At 48.4% G+C, this 21,964-nt stretch carries 15 protein-coding genes, 3 tRNA genes and 2 rRNA genes; 6 read left to right on the top strand and 14 right to left on the bottom strand.

Features of this window, described 5'->3' with window-relative positions; genetic code table 11:
• Positions 1 to 312: 312 nt before the first annotated feature.
• From IKW96_RS05500 to IKW96_RS05485, 4 genes are all read right to left on the bottom strand, one after another.
• Entirely contained in the window at positions 313 to 1,500 is a 1,188-nt protein-coding gene (locus tag IKW96_RS05500) for an ABC transporter permease (RefSeq protein ID WP_296571387.1), read from the bottom strand.
• Positions 1,487 to 2,620, bottom strand: coding sequence for an ABC transporter permease (locus IKW96_RS05495; protein ID WP_296571383.1), 1,134 nt, complete (start codon positions 2,618 to 2,620; stop codon positions 1,487 to 1,489). Before IKW96_RS05495 ends, IKW96_RS05500 begins: the two co-directional genes overlap by 14 nt.
• A gap of 2 nt (positions 2,621 to 2,622) precedes the next feature.
• Complete coding sequence (locus IKW96_RS05490; RefSeq protein ID WP_296571380.1) at positions 2,623 to 3,573, bottom strand: ABC transporter ATP-binding protein; 951 nt, start codon at positions 3,571 to 3,573, stop codon at positions 2,623 to 2,625.
• A 302-nt stretch (positions 3,574 to 3,875) separates the two neighbouring features.
• Complete coding sequence (locus tag IKW96_RS05485; RefSeq protein ID WP_296571377.1) at positions 3,876 to 7,253, bottom strand: CotH kinase family protein; 3,378 nt, start codon at positions 7,251 to 7,253, stop codon at positions 3,876 to 3,878.
• 439 nt (positions 7,254 to 7,692) lie between these two features.
• Here IKW96_RS05485 and IKW96_RS05480 point away from each other — a divergent pair, with 439 nt between their 5' ends.
• Positions 7,693 to 8,247 (top strand): RNA polymerase sigma factor, encoded by a 555-nt coding sequence (locus IKW96_RS05480; protein WP_296571374.1) that lies wholly within the window; start codon positions 7,693 to 7,695, stop codon positions 8,245 to 8,247.
• Positions 8,234 to 9,304: a hypothetical protein gene (locus tag IKW96_RS05475; protein ID WP_296571371.1), complete on the top strand. Its 1,071-nt coding sequence runs from the start codon at positions 8,234 to 8,236 to the stop codon at positions 9,302 to 9,304. Before IKW96_RS05480 ends, IKW96_RS05475 begins: the two co-directional genes overlap by 14 nt.
• 1,045 nt (positions 9,305 to 10,349) lie before the next feature.
• Here IKW96_RS05475 and IKW96_RS05470 read toward each other — a convergent pair.
• Positions 10,350 to 10,799 (bottom strand): hypothetical protein, encoded by a 450-nt coding sequence (locus IKW96_RS05470; RefSeq protein ID WP_296571368.1) that lies wholly within the window; start codon positions 10,797 to 10,799, stop codon positions 10,350 to 10,352.
• A 28-nt stretch (positions 10,800 to 10,827) separates the two neighbouring features.
• Positions 10,828 to 12,330, bottom strand: coding sequence for a DNA methylase (locus IKW96_RS05465; protein WP_296571365.1), 1,503 nt, complete (start codon positions 12,328 to 12,330; stop codon positions 10,828 to 10,830).
• A 427-nt stretch (positions 12,331 to 12,757) separates the two neighbouring features.
• Here IKW96_RS05465 and IKW96_RS05460 point away from each other — a divergent pair, with 427 nt between their 5' ends.
• Entirely contained in the window at positions 12,758 to 14,422 is a 1,665-nt protein-coding gene (locus IKW96_RS05460; protein ID WP_296571362.1) for a hypothetical protein, read from the top strand.
• A gap of 72 nt (positions 14,423 to 14,494) precedes the next feature.
• On the opposite strand, the gene IKW96_RS05455 is transcribed toward IKW96_RS05460, so the two are convergent.
• Complete coding sequence (locus IKW96_RS05455; RefSeq protein WP_296571359.1) at positions 14,495 to 15,715, bottom strand: HAMP domain-containing sensor histidine kinase; 1,221 nt, start codon at positions 15,713 to 15,715, stop codon at positions 14,495 to 14,497.
• Positions 15,700 to 16,299 (bottom strand): response regulator transcription factor, encoded by a 600-nt coding sequence (locus IKW96_RS05450; protein ID WP_296571356.1) that lies wholly within the window; start codon positions 16,297 to 16,299, stop codon positions 15,700 to 15,702. Before IKW96_RS05450 ends, IKW96_RS05455 begins: the two co-directional genes overlap by 16 nt.
• Before the next feature lie 137 nt (positions 16,300 to 16,436).
• Between IKW96_RS05450 and IKW96_RS05445 the strand changes: the two genes are divergently transcribed.
• Entirely contained in the window at positions 16,437 to 17,111 is a 675-nt protein-coding gene (locus IKW96_RS05445) for an ABC transporter ATP-binding protein (RefSeq protein WP_296571354.1), read from the top strand.
• A gap of 12 nt (positions 17,112 to 17,123) precedes the next feature.
• Positions 17,124 to 19,895 carry an ABC transporter permease gene (locus IKW96_RS05440; protein ID WP_296571351.1) on the top strand — a complete coding sequence of 924 codons (2,772 nt, stop codon included), beginning with the start codon at positions 17,124 to 17,126 and terminating at the stop codon, positions 19,893 to 19,895.
• 373 nt (positions 19,896 to 20,268) lie between these two features.
• Here the strand turns inward: IKW96_RS05440 and IKW96_RS05435 are convergent, their stop codons facing one another.
• A complete protein-coding gene (locus tag IKW96_RS05435) occupies positions 20,269 to 20,745 on the bottom strand; it encodes a GNAT family N-acetyltransferase (RefSeq protein ID WP_296571348.1) in 477 nt (158 codons plus the stop codon).
• 149 nt (positions 20,746 to 20,894) lie between these two features.
• Here IKW96_RS05435 and IKW96_RS05430 point away from each other — a divergent pair, with 149 nt between their 5' ends.
• Positions 20,895 to 21,320, top strand: a complete 426-nt coding sequence (locus tag IKW96_RS05430; RefSeq protein WP_296571345.1) for a hypothetical protein — start codon at positions 20,895 to 20,897, stop codon at positions 21,318 to 21,320.
• 68 nt (positions 21,321 to 21,388) lie between these two features.
• Here the strand turns inward: IKW96_RS05430 and IKW96_RS05425 are convergent.
• The 5 genes from IKW96_RS05425 to IKW96_RS05405 form a co-directional block, all read right to left on the bottom strand.
• A tRNA-Asn gene (locus IKW96_RS05425) sits at positions 21,389 to 21,464 on the bottom strand.
• Between the two features lie 8 nt (positions 21,465 to 21,472).
• Positions 21,473 to 21,589, bottom strand: a 5S ribosomal RNA gene (rrf, locus tag IKW96_RS05420).
• Between the two features lie 9 nt (positions 21,590 to 21,598).
• Positions 21,599 to 21,670, bottom strand: a tRNA-Glu gene (locus IKW96_RS05415).
• Between the two features lie 7 nt (positions 21,671 to 21,677).
• Positions 21,678 to 21,753, bottom strand: a tRNA-Lys gene (locus IKW96_RS05410).
• A gap of 120 nt (positions 21,754 to 21,873) precedes the next feature.
• Positions 21,874 to 21,964 (bottom strand): 23S ribosomal RNA (locus IKW96_RS05405); the annotation flags it as partial.

The following is a 21,964-nucleotide window of genomic DNA, read 5'->3' as shown; positions in this document are numbered from 1 at the left end:
CTTTGGTATGGTCTTATTGTATCACATTCAGACTGCTCTGTGAAGATGACAACTATCACTATCACAGTGACATATATCCTCTTCTGAATGACATATGTCATCTATCACAACGACCTATGAAGATGTTCCGTCCCACGTAAACCAAACACAAAGGAAGCAGCTCCGACAAAACTCAGCAAGCGTTTTTGTGCAAAACACAGAATCTCAAAATTATTTTTTTCTTATTAAACGGTTTTCCGTTTAATGAGCCCCTATTTCAGCCCCTTTATAGAAGCATAAAAAAAGGGGACGCACACTGTGCGCCCCTACAGGTCAATCGCTTACTACAGCTTTCTTCACATTTGTGCTTATAGCTGCGCTGTTGTATTTGACTTTGCGTACAAGCAGCGTAAGAAGTATCAGAGCTACTGCAAAGCCAAGCTGTATGAGATAGCACTGAACTACCTCATTGAAGCTGAAAGGTGTAATATCCGCGATCATATTGTTAGCCCTCACGTACCAGTATGCAGGCAGGAATCTTGCTGCTGAAAGGACTCCGTCGCTGAGTACCTCCATCGGGATAAATATTCCGCAGAGGAAGCTCATACCGATACTGAGCACCTGTGTGATAATATTCAGCACGTTTTCCTTTGGCTCGAAGCTTGATACGAATACTGCCATAGCCGTTACCACTACTGAGAATATGAAGCTGTTGATGACCGCATACCATGCTCTTCCCATGTACATTTCCCCGTTGAGCACAGCTCCTATAATCACTAGCATGAACCATACTGCTATCACGAACAAGCCGCTGCCGATAATAAGCTGGAATGTGTACTTTGAGCTGTCCATGCAGGAGCAGTTGGTGCGGTAGCGGATATCCTTCTTATTCATAGTCACAAGCACCTGGCATATAACGGTGAATATAGCCGCAATGAGTATGTATGGCATATACTGGAAGTAGCCTGCGAAGTCCACGCTGTAGTGTGAATTTCCGCCCTTGTCCACTCTCAGCATATCAACGTCTGTATGCTGGGACAGAGTCTCCTCTGTGCAGCTTATCGCCTCGTCAATGGGCTTGCCCATAGTGAGGTAAGCCGTTACCGAGGTGATGTACTCATCAAGGAACTGCCCCATATACACTACGGAGTAGCTCTCGTCGAGGTGGTAGCTTCCGAAGAGGTCGGCTGTTTCCCCCGCCGCCAGCTTCTCAGCATAGCCTTTATTGATGATAAGAGCATAGTTCACACGCTTGTAGTAGAGACTGTCGATTATGACGTCCCTGTTATTTTCTATTTCAGCTATATCATTGATTTTTCCGATAAAATCGGTAAGTGCGCGGCTCTCGGGAGTATCGTCCTCGTCGAACACGCATATATCCAGCTTCGTCACCTCAAACTTATTATCCTTGGTGGAAGCATTTGTAACAAGGATAGAGATCACCACAAAGACTACTATATATATCATGGCAGAGGGCAGCCTTTTTCTGATTATCCTGAGCATTGCCTTAAATACTTGCATATTTTTTCCTCCTTGAAGAAATAATGCCAAGGGTTATGAATATCACTATTGTGACCGCCATGGTTATTAGCTTTGTGAAGTAGCGGTCATAGTCCTCGTATATGTTGAGGCAGTAGAAGCAGTCCGATATTACCGCAACGGGGTTGATATTGTTGAACCACGGAGCCTTTTCAGCTACCACAGCCTTCATATTGCCCACCATAAGGCCGCTGAAGAAGCACAGCAGCATTGTTGTGGTCATAAGTATCGCCGTCTTTACCTTTTCGTTCACCCTTGCGATAGAGCCTATGAAGAAACCGAAGGAAACTCCCAGGATACTGCCGAATATTGCTGTAGGATATACCAGCCAAAGTCTGTCGCCGAAGTCCACTTTCAGTACGAACGCAAGGAATGTTACGCATATTATCATGCAGACCGTCTGCAATAAGAAGCTGCTTGCAAGACTTGCAAGAACGCTTACAGACTTAGGCACCGGCGAACAGCAGCTCCTTGCACCGAGAGCCGAAAGGTCAGCCTGTCTGTGTGAGGTAATTGTCATGCCTGTAATACAGCCGAACATCGCCACCATAGCGATAAGGTTGTAGAAATACTGAACATAAACGTCGGGATTTCCCTGTGTGACCGGTATCTCCCTGCATGAAGAAACTGTCTCCGCTGTCAGTGATTCAATTACCTGCTGAGCCTTTTCGGGAGCTGTTTCAAAAGCGTCCATAGCTATCTTCTCGCGGACGGAGTACTGCTCCACAAAGGATTTGAGCATTGTCTCGCGGAGCCCCTTTTCCTTGACTGTCAGTCTGAGCTTCTCTCCCGAGAAGATGATACCCTCTATTTCTCCGTCATCAAGGAGCTTCTCAGCCTTTTCCCTATCTGTAAAGCTGGCTGTAATAAAGGGCTGCTCAGCGCTCCCGATATTTTCGATCACCTGTCGGAAAGCCTTGTTTTCGCTCTCCTCCACTACAGCGATCGGAATGGAATTGAATTTCTCGGTCTTTTCGTAAATGCTTCCGAAGCCCACCTTGAAAACAGTACCGAGAAGTATGGGGAAAAGTATGAGCCATATAAGCATATCCTTGCTGCGGAGACCGCTTTTCAGCTCATATTTCAATATATGCATGAACATATTCAGTCCTCCTTGTCCCTTAGTGCCGTACCTGTGATTTCAAGGAACACATCGTTGAGCGTAGGAAGCTCCGTGTATACTCTTCCAAAGCCCAGCTCGTTCTTCTGCAATACCTCAAGCACTCTTGTGAGGTTGTGCTTGCCGCCCGAGCAGTATACGGAAAGCTTTCCGTTCTCGAACTTTGAATCGTATACATGAGGCAGTGAAGCTATCTCCCTGTATGCCTTGTCAGGAAGCTCCAGCAGCTCGATGATGATAGTCTCTGTATTCTTTATCATGCGCTTGAGCTCGTCCTTAGTGCCCTCAGCCACCTTTTTTCCTTTGTCCATGATAGAGATACGGGTGCATATCTGTTCTACCTCCTCCATATAGTGGGAGGTATATATGATGGTAGCGCCGTTTTTGTTGAGCTCCTGTATGCCCTCGAGTATGCGGTTGCGGCTCTGCGGATCGACTGCCACAGTAGGCTCGTCAAGGATTATGAGCTTAGGCTTGTGAGCTATGCCGCAGGCGATATTCAGTCTGCGGAGAAGTCCTCCCGACAGCTTTTTCGGATAGAACTTCACAAAGTCCTCAAGTCCGACGAATTTAACAGCGTCGTCAATGCATTTCTTACGCTTGTTTTTGTCCTTGATATAAAGTCCGCAGAAGTAGTCGATATTCTCATATACCGTAAGTTCGTCGAAAACCGCCACGTTCTGCATGATAATGCCTATGTCCTTTTTGATATCGTAGCTCACGGGAGTCATTTCCTTGCCGAATATCTCTATCCTGCCCTTGTCAAAGGAAAGCAGCGACAGCAGACAGTTTATGGTAGTGGTCTTTCCCGAGCCGTTAGGACCGAGAAGTCCGAATATCTCACCCTCCTTTATTTCAAGGCTGAAATGGTCGAGAGCGATAAGATCGCCGTAGCGTTTTACAAGGTCCTGTATCTTTACAACTGTGTTCTCCATATTTGTATCCTCCTTTGTGTTTCTCACTGTATATATTATAGCTCACGGAAAAAAGTTTTTGTAGTGTACTCTGTCAGTTTCTGACATGACAAATGTCATATCCCGCTCTGTCAAATGTCATATTCCTTATTTATCAGCTGCCGCCGTACCCTGCCGGAAGTCCGAGCAGCTGCCAAAAATAAGCAATAATAAAAGAAAAACAGCGAAGAGCTGAACTCTTCGCTGTTTTTGAAGGTGGTTATTTAAAGGAAGATTTCTGATGAATCGTGAACGTCGAAATTATGTCCACTTGTCTCTGCCGATCAGTTGTTATCGGGAAGAGACTTTATAAGACCAAGCAGATACTTCTGTATTGCCTGTGCGTCGTTTGAAGTAACGCCGTCATTGTGTCCTGTGCAGTCTGCGTTTGCAAGGCCCTGTGCGGTGATGTGGTGGCTGTCGCTGCCGTTTCTGCCGTACTTGTTGGGGTTTGCAAGGCTCTGCATGATGAGAACTGCGTCTGAAAGGTCTACATCGCCGTCACAGTTTACATCTCCGTACTTTGTGACCTGAGTATTTCCGCCCTGGTTTGTTGTAACTGTTGTAGTTACCTTAGTTGTAGTAGTTGCCTTTGTTGTAGTAACTACAGGAGCGCTGCCCTGTGCGTATACAGCCTTGATAGTAACGCCCTCGCTTACGGGAACAGTGATCTCATCAGATGTGGTATTTGCTACTGAAGCGCCTGTTACTTCCCAGTGATCGAATCTGTAGCCTTCCTTAGCCTCTGCCTTGACAGTTACAGGATAATCTGTGAAGTACTTGCCGCTCCATGTGCTCATAGAGTCGTCAAACTTGATCGTATTGAGCTTTAATGTACCCTTGCTGCCGTCGTTGCCGACTGTAACAGTTGCAAGGCTGCCTGTGAGACTCATGTAGTTCTTCATCTGGCTTGTAACGTTGCTGTATCTTGTGTTGTAGAAAGTCTCGAGGAGCTGATAATCCTGATCGAAGGTAGACTCATTGTGAGTGTGCTTCGATGACGGGAAACGCTTGTATGTATCGAGTATCTGCTGCTTGAAGCCCTTGTAGTAGTTGATAGCAGCTGTGGTCTTATTTGTATCGAAGTTGTAGTTAGCCATATCCATGAAGCTGAGCTCGAACTGCTGTCTGAATGTCTCGTTCTTCATGAGAGCTGAGAATGCGCCGCTGAGTGAGCCGCCGCCCATTCCGAAGCCCATGCCGAAGCCGCCGCCTGATGCCTGGTTGAAGCTGTTGTAGGTAGGACCTGTCTCGCTTACCTTGTCTGCAAGGTTCGAGCTGTACTCTGTATCAAACAGTACCATTCTCCACTTGCCGTCTGCATATGGGTTTTCAGCGTCTACAGCGTTTGAACGCCATACACCTGTATTGTTGCTCGGCCAGTCGTGGTTACCAATATATATCTCAGCTGAGAAGTAGTCGATGAAGCTCTGGATATCCAGCTTCTGGCAAACCTGCTGATATGCAGCTTCGCTTGTCATATCGCCTCTTGAGATCTCGCTGAGGAGGCTGTTCCACTCGCTGAGGTCCTGATCGTTGCCCTCCTCGAGGCTGCCGTTCTTTATGAATGAAACGTCATTCTTCTTGATGCCGTAGTGTGACTTGAAGTAATCGGAATTGTACTTCTCCATGAGCTGGTAGATGCCCCAGAACTCGCCGTCGATGAAGAGTATGCACTCGCTTGTAGCCTGAGTAGCCATATCTCTGTCGGAAACAAGTGACTGAGCTACGGAATCACGGAAGAAGCCTGCCATGTTGTCGTTTCCGCCGTTTCTTACTGTGAAGCCGTCGAACTTGTCGATGACCTTATTGTTCTTTTCCTTTGTGGACTTGCCCTCGAAGAGGTCGTATTCAACGCTGCTCTTGCCGTAGTCCTGACGTGCAAAGATGTTGAAGCTCTTCTGAGGCCATGCACGTGAAGCAGCGCCCTTTGTTCTGATGCCGACGTCCTGAGAAACTACGCTCTTGCCGCCGTCGAATATCTCGATATTTGCGGGACGCTCCCATGCTGCGCCCTTCTGGTTGTAGTTAGCCTGTGACATGAATGCCATATCGCCCATGTCAAAGCCGCCGAAGCCGCCTGCGCCTCCCATATCGAAGCCGCCAAAGCCGCCAGCGCCGCCCTGCTGAGCACCGCCCTGAGCTGCACCGCCGTTTACGTCGCCCTGCTGACCGCCCATGTTCCAGCCGCCGTTCTGGCCGCCCATGTTCCAGCCGCCCTGCTGTGCGCCGCCCTGAGCTGCACCGCCGTTTACGTCACCCTGCTGAGCTCCGCCGAAGTTGAAGCCGCCGTTCTGACCGCCCATATTCCAACCGCCCTGCTGTGCGCCGCCGTTTACGTCGCCGCCTGCCTGCTGGCCGCCGAAGTTGAAGCCGCCGTTCTGGCCGCCCATGTTCCAGCCGCCCTGCTGAGCTCCGCCCTGCTGAACGTCCTCGTCTGCATTGACTGCAGGACCGCCTGCGCCGCCGAGCTGAACGTCGCCCATGTTGAAGTTGCCCATATTGAAGCCGCCCTGAGCTGCGTCGCCGTTCTGACCGCCCATGTTCCAGTTGCCCATGTTGAAGCCGCCTGCGCCGCCCTGAGCTGCGTCACCGTTCTGGCCGCCGAAATTGAAGTTGCCGAAGTCCATTCCGCCTCCGCCGCCGAAGTTCATGCCGCCGAAGTTCATGCCTCCGCCGCCTTCTTCGTAAACCTTACCTGTTACGTAGATACCTTTCTCGTAATCAAAGAGGTTTGAAGGATCGGTAACGAGAGAGATGACCTTCATGTTCTTGTACTTGTCAACGTTGGTAGAGCCGACGAAATATGTCTTTGTAGCAATGCTGCTTGACCTGCCCTGAGAGTCTACAGCGATAGCACGGACTACGCAGGCCTTGAGAACGCCCTCATCGGGAGCGAGGATATCCGTATAGGCTGTGATATCTGTTCTTGCGCTGTACTTGTTTGGCTGGCTCGTCATATCCTGAACTGTGATAGGGCCCGAGTATTTCTCGGAAGAGGTTGTAGGATCGCTGCCGTCCAGTGTATAATAAACTGTTGTGCCCTGTGGAGCTTCAAGTGTGAGGGAGAAGCTGTTGTTGTAGAATCCGCTCTCTGCGGAGAATCCGGGGAGCCTTACTGCGTTTGAACCCTCGGGAGCCTTGTTTGCAGCCTCGGGAGAACATTGAAGCACATAGAACTCGCCGCTGCCGTCGGGATACTGACCGTAGGAAGTATCCTTTGCCATATCTTCAAATGTTATCTGAGAAGCTACATTTCCGGAAGCGTCTGTAAGTGTGAGAGTCTCACCGCTTGTGGAAAGTCCGAAAGGAGCTATAGCTGTATTTGTTTCGCCTGCTGTGCCGTCACAGAAAACGAGCTTTCTGCCGCCTGCCGCAATAGTAGTGCCTGCCGGGAAAGTGAAACGGTAAGGAGTGTCAGCTTTGTCGCTGATGCCCCAGCCGCTGATATCAACTGAGCTGTTTGAGCTGTTGTAGAGCTCTATCCAGTCGTACATACCGCCGTCAGGTGCGGCTAATGTAGTATTCTTCGGGCAGACCTCGTTGATAGTAACAGAGCTTGCTGCATATGCCTGTGAAACAGGGAAAAGTCCTGCTGTTCCGAGGAGCATTGCAAGGCTTACTATGCCTGAGGCAGTTCTTCTTGCTGATTTTTTGAACATAACGTATCCCTCCATAGTGATTTTTCATGTTATCTCGATGTAGAGCTCACAGAGCCCTCACTCGTTTTTCATCTTGTGTACATGATATAAAATCTTTCTTAAAATAATCTTAAACTTGTCTTAAATCATCAAAAAGGTGAAGACCTACGCAGAATCGGAGTTTTTCGGCTGTATTACTTATGTACGGAAGCTGTATTTTTTAAGGTTCGCCGCAAAAAACGCAAAAAACGCACAGCATTTTTCCAAGTCCGCAACATTTGGGGCGGTATTTAGCGGAAAAGTTAGATTTTATTAAGATAAAAATGCGTAAAAACGCCTTGACAGCGTAAGATTTTTAATGTATTATGTAAATAAGATTTTCTTTTAAAACCATGAGAGATTTCAGCTCCCCGAACGTCTAATATATAGAGGGGAGCATCCTGTCAGAAAGGGGGCGCTCATGGACAACGGTTCGATACTCTACCGCCGTTACCTCGACGGCGACGACGAGGCTATGGTGGAGCTTATCCGCGTACATAAGGACGGACTTATACTCTACCTTAACGGCATTACAAGCAACCTCAGCCTTGCAGAGGAGCTCATGGAGGATACCTTCTTCAAGCTCGCTGCAAAGAGACCGAAATTTTCGGGTAAATGCTCTTTCAAAACATGGCTGTACACCATCGGGCGAAATATTGCTCTCGACTTTATGCGTAAAAATTCGCGCATTTCCGACACTCCCCTGGAGGATCACTATGATATCTCCGACGAGCGCAATATAGAACAGGATTACCTTCGTGAAGAACAAAAGATCTCGCTTCACAGGGCTATGGAGACTCTTTGCTCGGATTACAGACAAGTTCTGTATCTCACCTTCTTCGAGGAGCTGAGCAACGCCGAGACTGCCGCTGTCATGAAAAAAAGCAGACGGCAGATAGAAAATCTCCTGTACAGAGCCAAGCTCGCGCTGAGATCAAAGCTTGAAAAGGAGGGCTTTGAGTATGAAAAACTATAGAGATGTAGCAAACAGTGTTTTTCAGCGCCGAGAAGAATATCTGAAGGAAAAGGAAAGAAAGAAGTCATTATTCATCAAGCGTTCCGCTCTCGCTCTCAGCTGCTGCGTCATGATAGTCGTATGCTTCGGCATATGGCGCATGAACAAGCTCAGCCCCGAGCTGCCGCCGACGATCAGCGATCCGTCAATCGTTACGGAAACTATCACAACTACCACCTCAGGTACCGCGATCACAGCATCATCAGGCACAAAAACGACAACTTCCGCAAAAACATCAAAGAATACAACGTCAAAAACCACAGCTGTTACGACTTCTGCGGCTTCTTCTCAGACGACCGCCGGGACAACTGCCGATAACGGCAGTACCGACGCAACAACTGCTGAAAACCCGACAGTTACGGAAACTTCAACAGCACCGCGAACTACGGCGTCCTCAGATGTACAGACAACAAGGCGTACTACAACAACTTCAAGGACAACTACGGCACGTACTACCACCACAAGAACAACTTCTGTTCGGACAACTACCAGAAGGACTTCAACGGTATCACCTGTAACTCCGACCACTACCACGACGCGCAGGACAAATCTGCCGTATACAACGACCTACTTCCACACAACGACATCTGCAACATGGGTCTTAACAACTTCCACGTATACGACGCGGGTAATAACATCCACGACCTCCAGCCCGCCTGTTTTAACGACCACATCGTACAGGCCTCCTGTAGTATCCACGACGACATATGTAATTACAACTACGGCAGTACCTCCCGAAACAACAACTTACATTTCGCCTGTGCCGCAGAACTTCTACGTAAATGGCACATACTACACCCTGACGGGAGAAAAGGACTATGATACGGACTACTCCGACGAACCCTGCATCTACGAAGACAGCTACCCTGTCCCGTACAAGGCCTATGCCTACGGAGACCGTGATATCAGGCAATACTGCCTTATCTCCACAGAGGACGGAGCTCCGAGATATGTTGCCATAAACTATTCTTACCGCGCATATGCTCCGAGGAGGGAAACAGAGCTGACTGACGCATAGCTTTCAGGTTGTACGTACATGAAAAAAGCTTAATGATTTTCTATAACCGATCGTGCTGAAACGAAGCATTTTGTAATGTTGGAAATCCCCGTATTTGCCGCAATATTTGGGCAGTACGGGGATTTTTTGGTCAAGTTCTTCATTTTGTCCACCTAATATTTATTTTATCGGTTGTTATCAATTCACATATTATTTATAATAAAGATAAAGCAATAGCGGATTGCTTACAACGGTTCCGCAATTAGTGCGGGCAGGCGCAAGGGATATTGAAATTTGGAGTGATAAAATTGAATAATGTCAGCAATGACAGACTTCACCGCAGTTTTAGGGCGCTTGCCCGACTGCCTGCGGCAAAGTCTGTATTCAAGCAGATCAACTCTTAAGGGCAGAGGTGGAAACGTTCGGCTTCCGGAACTGTTACCCCTCCCATATACACAGATCCCATAAAAACGGTCGGTGTTTCCACAAGTCCTTTGGAGAGTTTTTTATTTCTGCTGTCAGGGCTTTGCCCGAACAGGCAGAGATCCGCTTCGCATGGGAGTTTACCGCGAAAAGCTCCCCTGTGTATAAATATGCTTACCCTGATGAAGCTTCACGCACGCTTCCGGCAGCGGAAGTGTAAAGGCTTCAATTACGGCGAGGCTCGGCATTTTATTGCACAAGGGCAGACGGCCCCTCTCCCGTCTGTCTTTGTCCCCGTCGGTTTTAATTTCAAGTTACAGAGACGATTTTATATAATATGCAGCTGCAAAGCTGCCGAATATGCGGCTTTCTTCCCGTTTGCCGCAGTTCCGGCCGCATCCTGACGTTAAGGGTGCGGATCATCCAAGTCAACAGACCCGCAGGCGGGGAGACTCTGCACATTACTCCCCTTACCTGCATTCGGGTTTGCTGTTCCGCAGTTCCTGATGGGATAGCTCGGGACGCGCGGAAAATACAGTATCACTCAGAGATCGTACCGGACATTTACAAAGACTATAGGCGGTCTTTGTGATATATTGCTGTTAATTCCTTTTCTGCTATCCTTCTTTTGTAAGAGGGCAAATCAGAACAGTCTTATCTCTTTGGGCAGGGGTAGGGCTGTTTGCTCTTTTATGAGAACTATCCCCACTATATCCCCAAGCGGTACACGAAGCCCGCCGCAGAACGCCAGCTGCCCCGTGGCTTCCTCGATAAATCGGACTTTCCCCGACACAGTGACTAAGCTTCCGCCGCTCTTGTGCTTGTCGGCAGCAAAATACGTCACCTCACAGTAAGGCTCTTCGGCGATATGTTCACCGAGGAGCCTTATTTTTTCGTTCAGCTCCGCTGCTTTTTCCTCGCAGAGCCCGGGTTTTTCGTCCGTAAGCCTTGCGGTCTCGTCAATAGCGTCCTCGTAGCCCGTAAGAGCCGCAAATGACGCGAACTGCGCCGCACGGCTGCTCTGCGGCAGATGAGGTCTGCTCTGCGAGACATGGTGGGACTCGTTTATGATATCGCTGTAATCGTCCGGCATGGTGAATTCCTCCTATCCTGCGGTATATTCACGCCCTGTGTCCCCCTATCTGCCTATTGCGTGAACGGGCAGTCGCTCCGTCGCAGAGGTTTGCTCCGCGTAGCACCGCGTTCTTGCCGTAGCGCTCCTTCATTTTCAGCATGGCGAGCTGCAGGCTCTTCTCGCGGAGAAGCTCCTCTTTTTCCGCGCTTCTGCGGCGTTCCTCCTCTTCAAAATCGGTGAAGAAGTCAAGCTGCTGCTCCTCCTCGCGGAGCGACTCCGCAGGAACTATCCTGTTGGCGCATATAGTCAGCCTGCGTACCAGCAGCTCCCTGTCCGCGATACGGTCAAAGAGCTCCATAGCAGCCTCAGTGATGAGCCTTGAGGACGACACCGGAGCTTTGAGATTTACCGTTCCGTGGGAATGTACGGGAACAGGTCTCCCGTAGCGGTCAAGGACTACCCTGCCCTTGTAATTCTGCAATATATCGTCTCTGCGGAGGTTCTCGACGTCATAGCCTATAGTGAGTGTGAGCTGATCCGTGACCATGCCCTTCCGCACAAGGTCAAGGGACATCATATCCGCCATTTCCCATGTTATCAGCCTTGCGGTCTCACAGGGAGTCGCCTCCTGAAGGACCTGTCCCGAGCTCATGCTGTTAGTCTCTGGGCGATAGCTTTTGATATCGGCGATAGTACAGGGCTCCCAGCCCCACGCATGGTCTATGAGGAGCTCCGCGTTCACGCCGAACATCTTGTACAGCGTCCTTTCTCCGAACTCCGATGTGGACATACGGGCGATATCGCCCATAGTGAACAAGCCGCAGCGCTCCAGCTTCTGCGCGTAGCCGCGCCCCACACGCCAGAAGTCCGTAAGCGGACGGTGAGACCACATAAGGCGGCGGTATGACATCTCGTCAAGCTCCGCGATACGCACTCCGTCCTTATCGGCAGGCATTTTCTTAGCGACGATATCCATAGCTATCTTGCACAGGTAAAGGTTGGTCCCGATGCCTGCGGTAGCCGTTATCCCAGTGTTTTTCAGCACGTCGCCTATCATTGTCATGGCAAGCTCCCGCGCAGTCATGCCGTAGGTCTTCAGATAGCCCGTAACGTCCATGAACACCTCGTCTATTGAGTACACATGGATATCCTCGGGAGCTATATATTTCAGGTATATCTGATATATCCGCGTACTGTATTCGATATATAGCGCCATTCGCGGAGCTGCCACTACATAGGACAGCTTCAGCGACGGGTCTGCTTCAAGCTCGCTGGCTATGCAGGACTCCCCTCTGAACTGTCTCCGCGGCGCTTTGTATCTCCGCTGAGCGTTCAGCTCCTCAGTTTTTGCAATGACCTCAAAAAGTCTCGGTCTCCCGGGGACACCGCAGGCTTTCAGCGGCGGAGATACAGCGAGACATATAGTCTTTTCGGTTCGGCTCCTGTCAGCAACAACAAGGTTGGCGTCGAGAGGGTCGAGCTTTCTTTCCACGCATTCCACGGAAGCGTAAAATGATTTAAGATCGATAGCGATATATATTTTTTCCATAGCTGCCTCCCATCGAACATCTGTTCTGTTTTTATTATACTACTGTCCCTGTACAATGTCAAGGGATACTAAAAAGAAAATATGTTTCTTTTTTGAGCTTTTATTCACAAAGCTTTATTCCACTTATACCGTACAAAACCACTATTAGTTCATGTATGTAACAATAAATCATGCCGTCGATTGGCTATTATTGCCAAAAAATCGAGCCCAAGTTCTCCCAATAAGTTGCATAAGATTAATTGACAGTATCACAAATAGATGATATAATTTTAGTATGGGACTAAAATAGATCAGAAAACCGAAAAAGGGGATCTTTCGCACAAAAATCAAATAATTGATACTATAAAAGCGCCCTTCCGCGCATACCAAAAACCAGATATTGTAAGTGTATAGTTCCTGAGAAAATTATTAGGGAGATGTGTAAAACATGAATCAGGATTCTATATCCTTCGATCTTGGCTGTAACTTCGATTACAAGCTGTTCGATTTCGTCGATCAGTATGACAAGAAGCACGCCATCACGAGCTTCTTCGGAAAGCTCAAGCACGACGGTCTTCCGGGAGGCCGTACAGCTTCCATCATTCCTGACTTTAATATGGATCAGCTCGCTGATTACGTAAAGGAATGTCAGAAGCGCGATATCACGTTCAATTACCTTATCAATCCTCTTTCGATGGATCAGAACGAGCTCGATCCTGATATGGGTAAGAAGATACGTGAGTTCATCCACACAATGTACGATATGGGTATCAAGGCTTTCACGCTCAATTCCCCTATCCTCATCAAGTACGTAAAGAGAGAATTCAAGGACGCTTTCGTTACTCTCGGTCTTTACGCTTACCCGACTACTATACAGCACATCGAATACTGGCGCAACTGGGGCGTTGACGAGATCACTCTCGACCACGGCTTCAACAGAAGATTCGACCTTCTCAGACAGCTCCTCACACAGTATAAGGACACAGACCTTCATCTCCGTGTCATCGCTAACAACCTGTGCCTGAGAGAATGTCCTTTCCGTCTTGCACACGGCTGCTTCGTTGGTCACTCAGACCCCGATAAGTTCTCTATGGACTACTCACTCGTAAACTGTGCATACAAGAAGGTAACACACCCTGCTGCTATACTTACAGCTGAATTCATCCGTCCTGAGGACGTTCACTATTACAGAGAGCTTGCAGAGGAGACAGGCAACAAGCACTTCTCCATCAAGCTTATTGACAGAACAAGAACCACAGATTTCCTCCACAATGTCGTAAAGGGCTATATGGAAGAGTCCTACGACGGAAATCTTCTCGATATCGTAAACTGGCCGCAGGCTAAGACTATCGCTACACGCCCCGACCAGAAGGATCCTAACTCCAACCCTGAGGCAGCAGCTGCTGCACAGGCACAGGTAGCACCTGCAGGCGCAGCTCCTGCTGCTCAAAACGCAGGCGGTCCTCCTCCGTGGGTAATGGAAGGCAGACCTCCAAGACCCGGCGAACCTGAGGAATGGGCAAAGGCACATGGTATCACTGCACCTCCCGCAGGTGTGCCTCCTATGGGCGCAGGTGGTCCTCCACCCTGGGCTACAGGCGCAGGTGGTCCTCCACCCTGGGCAACTGGTGCAGGCGGTCCTCCACCCTGGGCTACAGGCGCAGGCGGTCCTCCACCCTGGGCAACCGGTGCAGGTGGTCCTCCACCCTGGGCTACAGGCGCAGGCGGTCCTCCACCCTGGGCTGCTGGCAGCGCTGACGGTCAGCCTCCGATAGGTCCTCCTCCAGGAGCTCCTATTATGAGATGGGCTGAGAGACTCAAGCCCGAGTCAATGATGAAGTACGGAAGAACTATGCACCTTCCTAAGCTCTACGTTGATAACAAGAAGCTCGACGGCTTCCTTGAGCACTTCATCAACAACAATAACTGCTCCAAGTCACTCTGTGTAAACGATATCCTCGAAGAGGGTCAGACTGCTCCTAACGCTTGTGCACACTGCAGCACATGGGCTAAGAAGGTCATCTCCTACGACGAGGCAGAGGTTGCACAGTGGAAAGAGCTCTGTGCAAGTGTTCTCCAGAGCATCGAGGACGGTTCAATTTACTATTGCTGATTTTTGTACATACGGAAAAAAGCTGTACTGCTATTGCGGTACAGCTTTTTTGATTCATAATAAGTATCGCAGTTAACGCCCCGAACTGCCGCTCGTGATGAAAACGAACTCGAAACGGGTACCCTTTCCTACCTCTGAGTACACAAATATCTCGCCGTTATTGCCGCGGACTATCTTCTGCGCGATAGACATACCAAGTCCCGAACTGTACATTGAGCTGTCCTGCGATTTTTTGGAAAAACGGTCAAAAAGCTTCGGTATCTCCTCCTGTGGGATACCCTTGCCGTTGTCGGAGATCGCAAGAGTTGTCATTATCGGATTTTTCGTGAGCTCCGCAGTTATTTCCGTACATTCCGAGTGGTCTGCGGAGTTCTTGATGATATTCTCAATAGCCTCGCACAGCCACCCCTTGTCGCAGACAAGGCTTATATCCTCGGGGAGTTCTGCATTTATCCTGATATTCCGCTTCCTGAGGAGCGGCGATATACGCTTTACCGCAAGGGCGAAAACGTCAGAAATGCGGTGTACCTCCATTCGGTATTCCACCGTATTCGTATCGAGCTTTGCAAGCTTAATCGCCTCGATAACAAGGCTCTCCATGCCGTCAAGGTTCAGCTGTACCTCGTCCGAGAGCTTGTCGCGGCGCTCCGCAGGGAGGTCGTCAAGCTCGCTGAGCATATCCGTATTCAGGCGTACCACCGCAAGAGCCGTTTTTATCTGATGAGAAAGGTCTGTGAGGAAATTCCGCAGGAACTCCTGCTCCCTGCTGAGCTTGAAACTCGTATTCCTCATGCATTCCACCAGCTTTTCCGCGCTTTCGCACACTCTGTGAACAGTTCCCAGATCCTCGCCGTAAAGAGTGATAGCGGTCTGCGTGTCGTAAGCAGCCTTTATACAGTCATTCCGCAGCTTTTCAAGGTCGCGGAAAATAGCCATCACCTCGCGCACAGATATCACGAACCACAGTAACGAGACTCCTGCAAGAAGCCCGAACATCAGTGAAAACACTGTCTTTCTGACCATTCCGTAGCTGTGCATTGCGGCAGGAGGCAGTTCCCTCGAAATGCTGTATTTTTCCAGTATCGCCTCGCCCTCCGCGACCGAGCTTTCCTCGGGAGCTCCCGTGAATTTTCCGCCGCCCACAGCGGAGAGCTCCGCTTTTATCTGCTCCGAAACGATGATATCAGCGCATTTTTTTGCTGAAAAATACGAGATACCGCACGAAAGCGCAAGCATTATCAGAAAAATGAGCAGAAGCCGCCGCGGAGCACGGTTGCTTATGAATCTGTCCATTTATAGCCCATTCCTCTCTTGGTCACTATCCTGCCGCAGCCTGCCGACTTGCTCAGCTTTTCGCGCAGGCGGCTTATATTGACGGAAAGAGTATTGTCATTGACGAAAATCCCCTTTGAGTCCCACAGGTATTCGAGTATCTGGTCGCGTGTGAGGTACTGCTCGCGGTTCTGCATGAGATAACCGAGGAGCTTCTGCTCCACAGCCGTGAGCTCCATTTCGGGAACATCGGGTATACGCCTGAGATTGGCACGTATACGCGAAAAAAGCTCTCTCAGGCGGAATGGCTTGGTTATATAGTCGTCGCCGCCGCTGTCGAGACCTCGCACTATATCGGCTTCATCGTCGCAGGAGGTGAGGAAGATAACGGGAGTATTCACCTTTTTTCTCAGCCTTTTGCAAAGCTCGATACCGTTCCCGTCAGGGAGCATGACGTCAAGTATTATAAGGTCAGCGTGGGGAGCTGCGGCTTCTGCGGCAGCAGCCGTGCGGACTGCCTTAACGCTGTAGCCCTCGGATTCAAGAGCGATCTTTATGTTATTGTTGAGGGTCTCATCGTCCTCTGCAAGAAGTATAGTATTCATGTTTCACCTCGGCTTTTTTTCTTATTTTAACATACAGCAGAAAAAAATGCAACCGTCAGAAATTTTTTCGCTATTGTAACGTTACTGTAAGATTAGGGTGTTAAACTATAGTAAACTAAGGAACGGAGGTCTGTTTTATGGACAACAATATTATCATCAAAACCGAAAAACTCGTTAAGCAGTACGGCGAGGGCGAGAACATGATATACGCGCTCAACAACGTAGACCTTGAAGTGAAAAAAGGCGAATTTGTAGCTATAACAGGCGAAAGCGGCAGCGGAAAGACCACTCTCCTCAACTGCCTCGGCTCTCTCGACCGCCCCACAAGCGGTAAGATAACCGCCTGCGGCAGGGAGATAACAAACCTCGACGACAAGGGTCTCTCGGCTTACCGCCGCAAGAACATCGGCTTTATTTTCCAGTCCTACAACCTTATCCCCGTGCTCAATGTGGAGGAAAACATAGTCCTGCCCCTCAATCTCGACAACACCTCTCCCGATATGGATTTCCTGAACGAGCTCCTTGAGCTCACAGGCCTTGACAGGAAGCGTCAGAACTTCCCACATGAGCTCTCGGGCGGTCAGCAGCAGCGAGTCTCCTTTGCGCGCGCTCTTATCCACAAGCCGCAGATAATCCTCGCAGACGAGCCTACGGGAAATCTCGACAGCAAAAACAGCCGCGAGATAATCTCCATACTCCAAAACTCCATAAAGAAATACGATCAGACGCTTATACTCATCACTCACGACGGCAGCATCGCCACTCAGGCGGACCGCGTCTGCCGCATATCAGACGGTGTGCTTTCCGAATAAGGGGGTGCGGACATGAAACATCTTATCTCGCTTTCGTTCAAGTACATACGCCGACAAAGGCTCCGCACTTTCCTGACGTTCATGTGCATAATGCTTTCGGCATTCATACTGTCCACCGTGTGCGTTTACAGCAGCAGCCTTTTCACTACCCTTTATAATTACGCCGCTGACGAGGACGGTCTGTGGGAGCTTGAAATAAGCTCGTGGATAGACGACAGCAATGACCTTGAAATAGCAAAGCACCATGCCGTTGTGTCGGACTATTTCTCCTACAACTATAATGGAGTCCGCTTCTCCGAGCATCAGAAAGGCGACAATGCGTACCGCCAGCACTTTTTCGAGATATCGGACGGAACAAATACCTTTAATGCAAGATCGCTCAGCGTTATAGATAAGGACGGAAATAACGCCTTAACAGACAAGTATAACCGAAACTACAACAATAAAGTACTGCCGGGCGACGGCGTTATGGCACCGCCTTTCCTCAAGGATATGGGCTACAGGGTGGGAGATACGGTAACTCTTACTATCGCTCCAGTATCCGCCGTTTTTGACGAAGAAACAGAGGTAATGAAAGAGATACGCTCTGAGCTGAAAGAGCAGAACGGCACAGAGCTGACTCAGGAAGACAAGGGCTACGGGGAGCTTTCCAAGGAACTGCAGAAAAAAGCCCGCAAAGCCTCAATAGGATATAAACTCGGCAACAAGGGCATTAAATATCAGGACTATCCCTGGACGGACAAACAGTACGGCAAGCCTATGGAGGTAACATTCAAAATAGGCGCCTTTAATAATATGGAAGCAGGTTCGGAAAGCTTTAGCATTAAGAACGGAACGGAATCAAATATCAGCTTTAAGGAGCTTACAGAAAACAATCCCGAACTTTATACAGACTACGGCTCTAACCTGTATATACGCCTTATCGACAATTTTGACTACGACAAGGCGTTAGAAATGCTCTTTACCGATCTGGGACATGATTATTTGACTGAGTTCTACCAAATGCCCATTGAAACAAACTCGCTTCTCCTTGCGCTCGAACTGAAAAGCCCCTATGCAATATATCAGAATATGTTCACTATCATCATACCTGCGCTGCTGGTGCTCCTGATAGCGTGGTTCATTTCACGCTTTGTTATCGACAACACCTTTGAAATGGCTGTCAAGGAGAGAAGCACTCACTTTGCGGCTCTGCGTATCATCGGAGCCTCAAAAATGCAGGTAGCGGCTGTAGTATTCATAGAAGCGGTGTTCTACTGCCTAACGGCAGTCCCTCTCGGCATTATAACCGCATTTTTCCTTTGCAAGGGCTCGTTCACGGCTCTCAGAAAAAGCGGACTTGATATGTTCGAGTTCTCCGCAAAGCCCTTCTTCCTCTTCCTTGCCGCTTTCCTTGTGGTAATAGCCATATTCATCTCAGCCTATACCTCGGCTATGTGGGCGGCGAGAAAGCTCTCTCCTGCGGAGGCTCTCAACTTCGGCAAGCCCCGCAGTAAAAAACGCAGAAAGCGCTCCGCAAAGTCAAAGCTTTACCTCAGCGCAAAGAAGTTCTTACGCAGATACACAAAGAAGAATATCATGGTCGCAAAAGGTCGCTTTGTTATATCCACTGTCACTATGGGTCTCGGAGTTCTCATGTTCACCCTTACTTCGCTCATACTCATGCTGGTATACGGCGAATTCAAGGAATACATAAAGTACAACGATATGGTCGACTACCAGGTAGACGGATATGTGTGCGATTCGGAAGATCCTGCGGCAGCTGCGGACAAATACTTCAGCAATACCGGAATATTCTCAAAATACGTGATCGAGGGATCCGGAAATGATAAGCTCAACACTGTTGACGGATCGGACAGGATAGCGGCTGAAAAACTGCATATGGGCAAAAAGGAAAAATCAATAGGTATGATCCACATCCATGCTGTAGACGAAACAAAATACAAGGAACTGGAGCTCGATACCATTACGGGAATGAGCTATGATGAATTTACCGACAAAAAATGTATCCTGTACAACAGCAGTATCTATGGCAGCTACGATGAAATTGAATACGATAAAGATGAAGGCCACATAATCCCGAAACAGAAATACGAAAAGTCCTACACCGACCTGAAAAAAGGCTATGACATCACTACAATTTCAGGCGATGACAGCTTCCATGTCACAGGAAAGGTCGTAACCGCAGATGCTTCCAACTCGCTTATATTATCGCTTAAAAACGCCTATGAATATAATATCTATTATGATATAAAAGTTACCGTAAACGGCCCTCAGCACTACGCAGAAGCCCTCAAGTGCTTCAGCAAATTCGAGCAGAACGAAAGCTATAGTCTGGCTTACAATATGTTCGCCTACAGCACAGGTCTGAGCACGTTCATAAAAGCTATAGTCAAGATAGTTCTCATATTCCTCATATCAATATGGCTGGTGGGAATACTCTCCATGATAAACTCCGTAAACACCAGCGTTCTCAACAGAAGCCGCGAGCTTATGATGCTCAGAAGCGTGGGTATGACAAGGAAACAGCTCCGCAGGAGCGTACTTCTTGAAACTGTAATGTTCTCGTCAACTGCGGCTGTATCGGGAACTCTCATAGGCATTGTCATATTCCTTATAATTTTCGGCCTTGATGAACTTGCCAAACCGACAGCACTGACGGTCATTCTGCCTGTGGTCATCGCCTCTCTCGCTCTTAACATAGTAATATCACTTCTGTCGGCTCTTCCCGCAATAAAAAGTCTCGGCAGAGTTGAATCCATTGCACAGGCGTCAAACGAATAAAAATAAAAAGTGCAGCTCGGGAAAGAGCTGCACTTTTTGACTGCGAGCAAAGGAAAGCAATATAGTTAAGGGGGGATAAGTATATGATATGTTTAAGTTAAAACTCGTAGTTCAATAATAAATAATGAAGTAAGTCTGAAAATTCATAGTTTAAGAAGTTCGATTATGCTTAATTGGAATTCATTATTTAACAACAAACGTACAAATAATAACTATATTGCTGCCTTCATAGCTGCCCATCACAAGCAACTGACATAATATTATCATACCGGTAGTAAAATTTCAATACCTTTTGCGCGAACTGTACTTTTTCGAGCGCGAACTGCATCTATCATTAATACTTCGTTCACAAACGACGGCTTTTCAGGACTTTTTACTCAATATCCAGAGTATACATTACCTCGCGCACATCTCTGCCGCCGATATTGTCGTCCATGTACTCCTCTGTGAGCTTGAATCCGTGCTTTTCGTAAAAGCGCCTTGCACGTGTATTCTCCTCAAGCACCCATAACAGTATACTGCTGTAGCCCTGAGCTTTCAGCTCCGATATACAGCGCTCCATGAGATCAGAACCGACTCCCCTGCCGATATATTCGGGCAGAAGATATATCGTAACGATCTCGCCGTATCCCCTGAACTTCTCCCAGCGTGAAGCGCCGAAGCTTGCTGTGCCGACGATTTTTCCATCCTCAAAGGCGCCTATTTCAGCCCTGCCGTTCTCGGTAATATTTCCGCCCCATTTATCCTTCGGACGGCTTTCTATCCACTCCATAGGGATAATATCCCCGTACGCGAACTTCCAGCTTCTGTAATAAAGCTCTCTGACCGAGGGAAAATCATCGCTTTTCATTATATGCCTTATCTCCATGATATCACCTGTCAAAACCAATGTAAGCTATATTTTATCACATAATAATTTGCAAGTCAACACTTTGGACTTGATTTTTTAATTTTTTTATGATAATATGAAATAAAGCAACTGCGAAAGGGGCGGTGAAAATGGGAAAATCTTACAGATATAAATGTGAGGAATGCGGCTACGAGGAGGAGTTCTTTGTGGGCGGAAGCTACATGGCAAGGAACTACAACAGGCGCGTGGAGGAAGCTGAGGAAGAACTCAGAAGTGCCGCCCTGTACGGTAAATTCGGCGAAACTATCCAGCATATGATGAAATATGAGCGTGACAAGGTCTATATCAACTGCGACACTGACCTCTATCAGTGTATGGACTGCCGCAGCTTCTCTGTACAAATGGCAAAGGAGCTTTCTCTCAATAACAGTGACTTCACCCTCTCAGTTGAATTCCGACACGAATGTCCCTCTTGCAGGTCCAATCTACTGCGGAAAAGCCGGGGCTCGATAACCTTTTGTCCTAACTGCAAAAAGTTCACAGCCCAACTGGTAAGTATGGGCAAATTCGATTGAAAAAGGCAGCCTTTTAGGCTGCCTTATATTTTGCATAACAAAAGCGCCTGCTATTGCAGACGCTCTTTTGGCTCCCCCTGCCCGGCTCGAACGGGCGACAACTCGGTTAACAGCCGAGTGCTCTACCGACTGAGCTAAGGAGGAATATATAATGTCGGCACTGATTTAGTTTCCCGGGCCGTCACCAGCCAAGTATCGTCAACGTGAATGAGCTTAACTTCCGTGTTCGGAATGGGAACGGGTGTGACCTCATTGCCATAAGCACCGACTATATTAAGTGACCCGTACCAGAATCGAACTGGTGTTACCGGCGTGAGAGGCCGGTGTCTTAACCGCTTGACCAACGGGCCAAAAAATTGGTGCACCATCGGGGACTCGAACCCAGGACCCACTGATTAAGAGTCAGTTGCTCTACCAACTGAGCTAATGGTGCATTTCAAACTGCTTAACTATTATATCACATTTAAAAGGATTTGTCAAGCGATTTCTTCAATTTTTTTGAAAAGTTTTGAAATGAATAAAGCGTAATGCGAGGCGAAGAACAAGAAGCAAATAGGAAAAGCCCTCGACCGATTAGTACTCGCAAGCTGAACGTGTCACCACGCTTACACTTTGAGCCTATCAAACTCATAGTCTATGAGAGG

Source organism: Ruminococcus sp. (assembly GCF_017549005.1).
Classification (GTDB): Bacteria; Bacillota; Clostridia; order Oscillospirales; family Ruminococcaceae; genus Ruminococcus.
The sequence above is the reverse complement of the archived record's forward strand: the minus strand, read 5'-3'. Positions and strand labels throughout refer to the sequence as shown.